The 10162-nt window shown below is 42.0% G+C and carries 7 protein-coding genes and 1 pseudogene; 6 read left to right on the top strand and 2 right to left on the bottom strand.

The features are described 5' to 3' along the window. The first annotated feature begins 362 nt into the window (after positions 1-362). The gene (locus CYK47_RS14420) at positions 363-1739 is read left to right on the top strand and encodes a methylenetetrahydrofolate reductase C-terminal domain-containing protein (protein ID WP_122902487.1); all 1377 of its coding nucleotides are present in this window, start codon (positions 363-365) and stop codon (positions 1737-1739) included. 37 nt (positions 1740-1776) lie between these two features. Here CYK47_RS14420 and gabT read toward each other — a convergent pair whose 3' ends face one another. Next, entirely contained in the window at positions 1777-3048 is a 1272-nt protein-coding gene (gene gabT / locus CYK47_RS14415; RefSeq protein ID WP_122902486.1) for a 4-aminobutyrate--2-oxoglutarate transaminase, read from the bottom strand. Positions 3049-3270: 222 nt separating this feature from the next. Here gabT and pdxR point away from each other — a divergent pair, with 222 nt between their 5' ends. The 5 genes and pseudogenes from pdxR to CYK47_RS14390 all read left to right on the top strand — a co-directional run. Beyond that, positions 3271-4767, top strand: coding sequence for a MocR-like pyridoxine biosynthesis transcription factor PdxR (gene pdxR, locus CYK47_RS14410; protein ID WP_122902485.1), 1497 nt, complete (start codon positions 3271-3273; stop codon positions 4765-4767). Positions 4768-4981: 214 nt separating this feature from the next. Further along, complete coding sequence (locus tag CYK47_RS14405; protein ID WP_122902484.1) at positions 4982-6412, top strand: amino acid permease; 1431 nt, start codon at positions 4982-4984, stop codon at positions 6410-6412. A gap of 170 nt (positions 6413-6582) precedes the next feature. Further along, positions 6583-8019 (top strand): NAD-dependent succinate-semialdehyde dehydrogenase, encoded by a 1437-nt coding sequence (locus CYK47_RS14400; RefSeq protein ID WP_252150299.1) that lies wholly within the window; start codon positions 6583-6585, stop codon positions 8017-8019. A 259-nt stretch (positions 8020-8278) separates the two neighbouring features. After that, the gene (locus CYK47_RS14395) at positions 8279-8626 is read left to right on the top strand and encodes a hypothetical protein (RefSeq protein WP_122902488.1); all 348 of its coding nucleotides are present in this window, start codon (positions 8279-8281) and stop codon (positions 8624-8626) included. 46 nt (positions 8627-8672) lie between these two features. Beyond that, positions 8673-9938 (top strand): annotated as a pseudogene (locus tag CYK47_RS14390) (multicopper oxidase domain-containing protein); the annotation flags it as partial. Between the two features lie 30 nt (positions 9939-9968). On the opposite strand, the gene CYK47_RS14385 reads toward CYK47_RS14390, so the two are convergent. Next, positions 9969-10162, bottom strand: a 194-nt coding sequence (locus tag CYK47_RS14385; RefSeq protein ID WP_164709117.1) for a transposase domain-containing protein, incomplete at its 5' end; no start/stop codon positions are given.

Genomic DNA, 10162 nt, shown 5'->3' with positions numbered 1-10162 from the left:
CCATGATGCAAATTCCTTAATAAATCCATCTTTATTGTTAGGGGATACAAAATAAGCGAGGTCTTGCTCTACTTTCTTTAGGCTTACAGTTAAGTTTCTCATCATAAGTAGTTTGAAATTTAATACCTATATTGTATATGTATGTCCATATTTGTCAATATAATCATTTACTATTAATCACTCCCAAAAGTTAAATCTAAAAAAGTGCCTTAACGCTCATCTGAATATGTTGCTTAGATAACGCGAGTCACTTGTGCAAAAGAGTTTGATAAGAAATATCTATAAAATGTATGAATAATCATTATGATTTGGCGGGTATAATGGGCAGGTTTTTATGCAATCCATTCTTCAAGCATTGGCTTATGACGACCTTTTCAACATTACTGCAGCAACAGCAATTTACTCTTTTAATTGAATGTTTACCCCATCTCCAAGTACATCGTATCCCTGAACGTTTGGCCAACTATCCATGCGTCATGACTTTGGCGGATCGTGTGCATAGTGATACTGATCCTGCGCCTCTGGACACGGCGTTACACTATCCTCAATCTCTTGAAAAAATTATACATTTTTCAGGCAAAGGGCGTGATATTCAAGATTTTCAGCATTTTTTACAAAAGGCTGCAGCACAGGGGATATACAATTTATTGTTATTAAGCGGTGATAAGTTAAAACAACACCGTTTTGAGCCTGAGCATCGAAGTCGTTATTTAGAGTCAGTCAATGCTGTGGTGGCGGCAAAAGCCAAAGCACAGTTTTGTATAGGGGTCGCGTTTAATCCATTTAAATACCGCAAAGCTGAAACGGATGCACAATATTTTAAACTGCATAAAAAAATCCAAGCGGGGGCAGATTATATTGTCACCCAACTCGGCTATGATTTACAAAAGCTCAAAGATTTAAAGGCATTTTTACAACAACAGCAGTATACTCAGCCTGTCTTTGCTTGTGTTATGCCACTGACGTTGGGGCGTGCCAAGTTTATGCGTAAAGCCAAAGTGGCAGGGATTGTGATTACCGAACATATGCTGTGGGTTTTGGAGCAGGAAAAACAGCAGTCCTTGACCGATTACGCTGAACGCCGTGCAGCTTTACAAATTCTGATCTGCCAACATTTAGCCTTTGCTGGTGTGCATTTATCCAGTTGTCATGACGAAGCTGCGCAACATCGGTTAGCAAGATATTTACAAGAATACCAACACTTAAGTCTGGAACAGTGTGAAGGGTTATGGCATCAGTTGTGGCAAGTCAAGACTGGCGATGAATTTACACCACAGTATCCAAGTGCTGAACATCACGTCACGCCAATTGATCAGATCAAATATCGACAATTACATATCATGCACGATGCGCTATTTGCTTCACGTTTGGGTAAGGGATTAGGACGTTTCTTGTTCAAAGCTCCGCTGTGGCAAGCCAAATGGGCAGAGCGTGCTTTAGTTCAGGGTGAACATATGATGAAACATGCGGTGGTGGGATGTGAAAGTTGTGGTCAATGCCGCTTAGGTGAAACTTTATATGTTTGTCCAGAAACATGCCCAAAAGGATTAGCAAATGGTCCTTGTGGAGGGACGGCGGGTGATCGCTGCGAATTTGGAGATCGCGAGTGCATTCACTCGGTCAAAGCACGCTTAGCACAGGCTGTGGACCAGACACATATTTTAAAGCAAGTAATTATTCCTACTGTACCTGTTGCGGTACGGGGAAGCAGTTCTTGGAAAAATTGGTATTTAAACTAAAGCAAACTCGCCCACACTGGCGGGCGAGTTGTAGTGCTTAAGCAGCCACAGTATTGTCTAGCGTCGCAAAGCCGGCATTTAAAATCTTTAAGGCTGCTGTAAACTGTGCCTCAGGAATAGTGAGTGGGTATAGGAAACGAATCACATTGCCCTGTTTACCACATGATAAGAGAATTAAACCGTGATTCATGGCATAGCGTTGAATGTGTGCAACTTGTGCTGCAGTTTCCAGTTCAACGGCAATCATCGAACCCAAGCCACGAATATCTTGAATACATGGGTACTGTAATTTTAAATCCTCTAGATTTTCGATGAGTTGAGCACCTAATTGATTGGCACGTTCACATAATTTTTCTTCAAAAATGACATCAATCACAGCATGTGCTGCTGCAACAGCCAAAGGATTGCCTGCATAGGTACCACCTAAACCACCCGCATGTGGGGCATCCATGATCTCCTGACGACCCACCACTGCTGAAATAGGGAAGCCACCGCCCAAACTCTTCGCCATGGTGATCAAATCAGCTTGTACATCTTGATGATAGTTCATTGCAAAGATTTGCCCTGTACGTGCAAACCCAGTTTGTACTTCATCGGCAATCATTAAAATACCGTGTTGATCACACAAGGCACGAAGGCGAAGGAAAAATTCTGGTGGCGCAACATGGAAACCACCTTCGCCTTGTACCGGTTCGATTACAATTGCAGCGACAGATTCAGGTGCAATATCGGTGCTAAAAATATCTTCAAGGCTGGCAATTGCATCATCGACACTGATCTTCAGCTGTGTATTTGGATATTTGGCATGGAAAACCCCCGCTGGCATAACACCAAAATCGCGTTTATAGGGAGCAACTTTACCTGTCATGGCCATGGTCATAAAGCTACGCCCATGGAATGCACCTGAAAAGGTAATAATGCCATGACGACCTGTTGCGGCACGGGCAATTTTCACCGCGTTTTCTACCGCTTCTGCACCTGTAGTAAATAAAGCCGCTTTGGCAGGTCCTTGGATAGGTGCTAATTCAATTAAACGTTCTAATAATTGAATATAGCTTGCATAAGGCGTGACTTGAAAGGAAGTATGGGTAAAACGATCCAATTGGTCATATACCGCGGCAAGTACTTTAGGATGGCGGTGACCTGTATTTAGCACCGCAATGCCTCCTGCAAAATCAGTATATGTTTTGCCATTAGTGCCCCAAATTGTAGCATTTTCAGCTCGATCAACGTACCAATCGCACAGTACGCCAATACCGCGTGCTAAGGTTTGTGCTTGTTTTTGTTGTATGTTTTGTTGATTTTGCATTTTTTATTGTCCTGCATAGCGTGATCTGATGCCTTAATGTCCCTGAATTGACTGACATAATCGAGTGCCAATTTAAAACTAAAATTAGGAGCCAATTAGCGCTAAATCGTAGACTAATGTGGTCTACATATTGCTTAGTCGCTAGATGTACGTCTAGGATAAGCAGCACGATGATATGATGTCATCGTGATACACAGAGCTTATCCAAGGATCAGGAAAGGTATGTTACAACACACTTTATTGGCAGATTATATTCAGCAAAAATTGCCACAGCAGCATAGTGGCGCACTGTATCACCGTTTATTTCATTGTATTGCAGAGGCGATTCGCGAAGGTATTATGCTGCCAAAAAGCAAATTACCTGCTTCGCGCGATTTGGCACTGCAATTAAGTGTGTCACGCAATACGGTATTAAATGCCTATCAACAGCTAGAGGCGCAAGGCTATATACAAGGTTTTACAGGGCGTGGCACATGGGTCAGTGAACAAATCCCCGATAATTATCTAAATGCCAAAGCCCATGTCGTGCAACAGGTGCCTGTGGCTGCTGTGTCTCACCATAGGTTATCTCAACGTGCACAGCAATTTATCGGTAATGTTAATCATCGGCCAATACAATGGGGTGCTTTTGTGCCGGGTGTGCCAGATGTCACAGAGTTTCCGCATCAGCTATTTAATAAAATACAAGCACGTATTGGGCAGGTCCCAGATACGGCCAGTTTAATTTATAGTCATCATGGCGGGAATGCAGAGTTAAAACGCAGTTTGTGTGAGTATCTACAGGTCGCGCGATCGGTACGTTGTGACGTTAATCAAATTATTATCACAGAAGGTACCCACCAATCGATTGATTTGCTGTCTAGGGCTTTGTGTGACGTTGGAGATTCTGTGTGGATTGAAGACCCTGGGTATTGGGTCATTCGTAATATTTTAACCATGAATGGTTTGGTGGTGCATGCCCAGCCAGTGGATGAACAGGGGATTTGTCCAAAAGCAGATGCACCAAAGCCTAAACTGATTTTTGTGACACCCTCACATCAATATCCTTTGGGCGCTCATTTGAGCTTAAAACGGCGCCGTGAGCTGTTGGATTTAGCACGTCAGCAGCAGGCATTTATTGTTGAAGATGATTACGACAGCGAGTTTCGCTTTAGCGGTGCGCCATTTCCATCTTTGCAGGGCTTAGAAGAAGCGGCACCTGTGATCTATCTGGGCACTTTTAGTAAAACGATTTATCCGGGTCTACGTGTCAGTTATATGGTAGTGCCTAAGCATTTGGCCCCACACCTTAAATTGATGTTAGATGAGTTACATCGTTCTGGCCACCAACTGACCCAACGTGCTTTAGCTAAATTTATTGATGCAGGTCATTATGTGGCACATATTCGGCGTATGCGGGTACTGTATCGTAAGAGACGCCAATATCTAATTGAATTGATTGAACGTTATTTAGGGGCTGAGATGATCCATCCTTTTAGTTTAGAGGCGGGATTGCATCTTGTACTCAAGCTTCCTATGCATGTAGATGATCAAAAAATTGCCGAGCAAGCCTACCATGCTGGGATTAAGGTAAAGGCCTTGTCATTGTATTATAGCCCACAACACCCTGCACCCGAGCGTGGTTTACTACTGGGATTTGCCAGTGTACCTGAGCCTGAAATGCTGCAAGCTTTTTATCGTTTAAGACAATGTTTAGCTGAGCATAGTCATAATAATTAAAAATGGCAATTTAGCCTAAAACGAATTGGCACCTATAAAAGCAAGTGAAATGGTACTCGTTCCTATGTCAAAAAACAGACACATTGCCACTGAGTATAAGAAAAAGGAGTGACTTGTTCTCGAAATACTGCTTTGGGTAAAGCACCCCCCAAACGCTAAAAATAAAATATCTCAAGGTGATTGATGACCTTTAAGACGATAAGGAATTACAATAATGACGATGCAGACGGAAAATAATAACGAGCTGAGTCAAGCTTTAAAAACGCGGCATCTGACCATGATGTCAATTGCAGGTGTGATTGGTGCGGCTTTATTTGTGGGCTCAGGCGGCATCATTGCCAAAGCAGGGCCAGCAGCAATCTTGGCCTATTTGGCGGGTGGTGCATTGGTGGTTTTTATCATGCGGATGCTTGGTGAAATGGCTGCTGCAGCACCCAGTACGGGTTCATTTTCGACTTATGCGGAACGTGCCATTGGGCGTTGGGCAGGTTTTACCATCGGCTGGTTGTATTGGTGGTTTTGGGTGTTACTTATGGCATGGGAAGCTTATATTGCGGGTCTAATTCTGCATGAATGGTTTCCTGCTTTAAGCGTTAATGTCTTTACGCTCATTATGACGGTCCTGCTGTGTAGTATTAACTTTATGCAGGTCAAAAAATATGGTGAAGTTGAATTTTGGTTTGCCCTGATTAAAGTGGTGGCAATTTCGGCTTTTATTATTGTCGGTGTTGCGGCTGTCATGAATGTGTGGCAAGGCGGTATAGCAACAGCAGGTTTGAGTAATTTAACTGCACATGGTGGCTTTATGCCCAATGGGATGGGGCCGGTATTAATTGCTTTACTTGGGGTGATGTTCTCTTTTCTAGGTGCTGAAATTGTCACGATTGCGGCTTCTGAATCGAAAAACCCTGTCCAAGAAACTCGCCGTGCTATTAAGTCTGTGGTTTGGCGGATCTGTCTATTTTATATTGGCTCAATCTTCTTAATTGTATGTTTAGTGCCATGGAATGATCCTTTATTGGGGCAGGCCGGTTATGGTAGCTACCGCCGTACTTTAGAGTTATTGGGTATCCCGGGGGTACAATGGTTAATGAATTTTGTCGTGCTGACCTCAGTAAGTAGTTGTTTTGTTTCAGGTCACTATACTGCATCTAGAATGTTGTATTCGCTTGCACAGCGAGGCGATGCACCTAAACTATTTAAGCAAACTCGCGGCAAAGGTACCCCCGTTTTCGCAGTGTTCGCTTCATGTGTGATTGCTTTGGGTCTTGCTGTGCTGAATTTCTTTGAATCTTTAAGACCCAAAGATATTTTAGATCTATTAATGAATACCACAGGCATGATTGCACTGTTGGTTTATTTGGTGATTGCAATTTCTCAATTGCGCTTGCGCCGTCAAATGCAAAAGCAAGGTGTACAACCTGAAATCAAAATGTGGTTATTTCCTGGCTTAACCTATGCCGTCATTTTGTTTATCAGTGTATGTTTGATTGCTATGGCCTTTATTCCTGAGTATCAAGTTTTAGTGGTCTCTACAGGTGCTGCTGCATTAATCTTAATGGCCATTGGAATTTACTTGCAATATCAGCAAAAACGCAAGCTGGCAGCAATGCGACCACGCCTCAAACCGCTGAGACGCAGTTAAATTCAAGACAGTTTGTGCAAGGATTGTAAATAAACATTACTTTTGGCTTTTAAATTCAGTTATAACAAAAGAATGAAAAACAAACGTATAGCGCAATACGGATCATGTAAACGATTTAAATTGCACTAAGATAAAGCCGTAAAAAAATCAAACAATAGGATGAAAAATCAATGATGTACCCAAACACGCAACTTTATATCAATGGTCAGTGGCAAGATGCCCAAGCAGGTGAAACTTTAACTGTATTAAATCCAGCTACAGAGCAAGAGATTGGTCGGGTTGCCAAAGCAAAAACAGCAGATTTAGATTTAGCATTAGCAGCCGCTGAGCAAGGGTTCCAAGTTTGGAAAGACACAGCACCAGCAGAGCGTGCCAAGATCATGAAAAAAGCGGCGAGTTTGTTACGTGAACGTGCAAATGACATTGCCAAAATGATGACCTTAGAGCAAGGTAAGCCAATCAAACAAGCAAAAATTGAAACCTTAAGTGCAGCCGATGTCATTGATTGGTTTGCAGGTGAAGCTGTGCGTAGCTATGGACAGTTGATACCTGCACGTCAACAGGATGTGCATTCTTATACGCTTAAAACACCTGTCGGTGTGGTCGCGGCATTTACACCCTGGAACTTTCCAATTAACCAAGTGGTACGCAAAATGTCGGCTGCATTGGCCGCAGGTTGCTCGATTATCGTCAAAGGCCCGGAAGAAACCCCAGCTTCACCTGCTCAGCTGATTCAAGCCTTTCATGATGCAGGTTTACCGCAAGGTGTGGCCAACTTAGTCTATGGTGAACCCGCAGAAATTTCAGAATATTTAATTCCTCATCCAATTGTACGCAAAATTTCTTTTACCGGTTCGACTCCTGTAGGCAAACAATTGGCGGCGCTTGCTGGTCAACATATGAAAAAGGCAACTATGGAGTTAGGTGGTCATGCACCTGTGTTAATCTTTAAAGATGCTGATTTAGATGTGGCAGTCAAAGAAATGCTAGCTTCTAAATTCCGCAATGCAGGACAAGTCTGTATTGCTCCAACACGTTTCCTAATTGAACGTGAAGTGTATGAAGAAGTTATAGACAAGATTAAAATTCAAGTTGAAGCGTTAAAAGTAGGTAATGGTTTAGAAGACGGCATCGATATGGGGCCGATGATTCATGCACGTGGTTATGCCAGTATTCAAAAACTGATTAAAGACGCTGTGGAACAGGGTGCACAGTTAGTATGTGGTGGAGAAGCATTAGCAGGAGAAGGTTACTTTATGCAACCAACGGTACTCAAAGATGTACCATTAGCCGCAGAGTGTATGCATAAAGAACCATTCGGCCCATTAATTTTATGCTGTCCATTTGACAGTTATGAGCAAGCTGTACAAGAAGCCAATCGTTTAGAATTTGGCTTAGCCGCTTATGCCTACAGTCGTAGTAATAAAACCTGCTTAGATTTAGGTCGCGATATTCAAAGTGGGATGCTCACCATCAACCATGTTGGTTTAGGCTTACCTGAATTGCCATTTGGTGGCATTAAAGATTCTGGTTATGGTACAGAAGGCGGTAGTGAAGCCATTAATGCCTATTTTGATACCCGTTTAGTCACCGTTGCGGCACGTTAAACAATACTCTAAAAAAAGACGCTATAGGGCGTCTTTTTTTAGATTTAATCTGCTGAAATACGCTTAATAAGTGTAATAGGATGTTGTCTACCACGCATAGAGCACCGTTCACTTTGCTTGAAACTATTTGCTTATCTATCTATTATAGATATACTCTACATAAGCATTTTATTTTAGATAAGCGTGTTTCGTGTTCACCATTACTTCAAAAAAACTTTGGTTTTGTTTTCTTATGGTTTTTGCCATAGGATGGAGTAATGTGTCTGTTGCTTCAGTAAAGATCATGCATATCAATATGCAAACTCAAATGAGTCAAGATCACTGTTTAGATCAAACACAAAAAATCACTGAACACAGCAGCAATCACCAAGTTAAGACGGGTCTAGATTGCCATAATGAGTTAGCGAGTCTTTCAAATCAACATAACAAAGACTGTCAGGAATGTTCTAGCTTATCTTGCCAAATACAGCTCTTAGGTCTTGATTCATCGCGAAGCCCCTTAGCTATTTCCCATACCTTCCATTGTATAGCTAAACCTAATTTTTCTTATTCCAATCAATATCTGAATGGATATTGGCAAGAGATTTTACGTCCCCCTAAAACTTAACCTAATTGTCTGAAAAATTATTTAATTTCACCATTTAGGTAAAGTCATGTCTATAAAATTTAATCAAGTTGTGCTTGCAGGTATCTGCATTGCGCTATCATCATCTACGTTTTCTGCTGTAAAGGAATATCACCTTTACATTGATGAAGATATTGTCAATTTAACGGGTAAACCTGTAAAACGAATCACTGTCAATGGGCAGTTTCCCGCCCCACGCTTAGAATTTGAGGAAGGCGATGATGCTGTTATTCATGTCCATAATCGATTAAAAAATCAAGATTCATCTATTCATTGGCACGGACTGTTATTGCCCGGAATAATGGATGGTGTCCCAGGTTTCAATGGCTTTAATGGTATCCGTCCGCAAAGTCATTTTACTTATAGCTTTAAAGTCCGCCAAAACGGCACATATTGGTATCATGCCCATTCCAGAGGACAAGAACAAGATGGATTATATGGCGCTTTAGTGATTTATCCTAAAGATCGAAAAGCCCTTGCTGCACATGAAGAAACTGAGCGTGACTATGTGGTGATGCTGTCTGATTTTCATGAAAAAACCAGTGATCAAATTCAAAAAAACTTGAAAATTTCTGCTGAATATTATCAAGATCAACGTGAGACTTTGGCTGATGTTTGGCAGCAAATAAAACATCAAGGGATTAAAGCGACATGGTCTGACCGTAAAATGTGGAATCAGATGCGCATGTTAAAAACAGATCTGTCTGATGTTACAGGATATACCTTCCTCATAAATGGTAAAACACCTGAGCAAAATTGGACAGGGGTGTTTAAACCGAATGAAAAAATTCGTTTGCGCTTTGTAAATGCTTCAGCGATGTCTTTTTATGATGTCAGTATTCCTAACTTGAAAATGACCGTGATCAGTGCCGATGGTCAGCCTGTAAAACCCGTTACTGTAGATGAATTCCGTATCGGAACTGCTGAAACTTATGATGTCATTGTTGAACCAAAAGGCGAACATTATCAGATTGAAGCGGAGTCGATTGATCGCTCAGGCTATGCAATTGGTACTTTGCGTAATGAGCTGAATCCTGTACTGCATGATATTCATATGCCCGCACCACGCCCACGTTCGCTTTTGACCATGGAAGATATGGGGCACAAAAGTGGCGACATGCAAGGCATGACTCATTCGAAGATGAGCCCTAGTGATATGAAAGCTATGGATCATTCAAAGCATGACACCGTGAAACTGAAAAAAAATGATCAAGTGGTTTATGGCTGGTCAAATGCTTCTACACCTGCGGGCAATAAAGCTTTGCAATATAGCGACTTAAAGGCTTTAAAACCGTAAGCATCCGCTGAACCCCATACCTATTTTTTAATTTTGGTCGGGTTGCCACCGGTGTGGCAGTAATTCTTCAATTTGGGTCACTTTGTGTGTCGGCAGCCTTTTCAGCACATCACTTAAATAGGCATACGGATCCAGCCCATTGAGCTTTGCTGACTGGATTAAAGTCATGATATTGGCAGCTCGTTGGCCACTGCGCAGCGAGCCAGCAAACAGCCAGTTCT

Source organism: Acinetobacter sp. B51(2017) (assembly GCF_003711395.1).
Lineage (GTDB): Bacteria > Pseudomonadota > Gammaproteobacteria > Pseudomonadales > Moraxellaceae > Acinetobacter.
The sequence above is the reverse complement of the archived record's forward strand: the minus strand, read 5'-3'. Positions and strand labels throughout refer to the sequence as shown.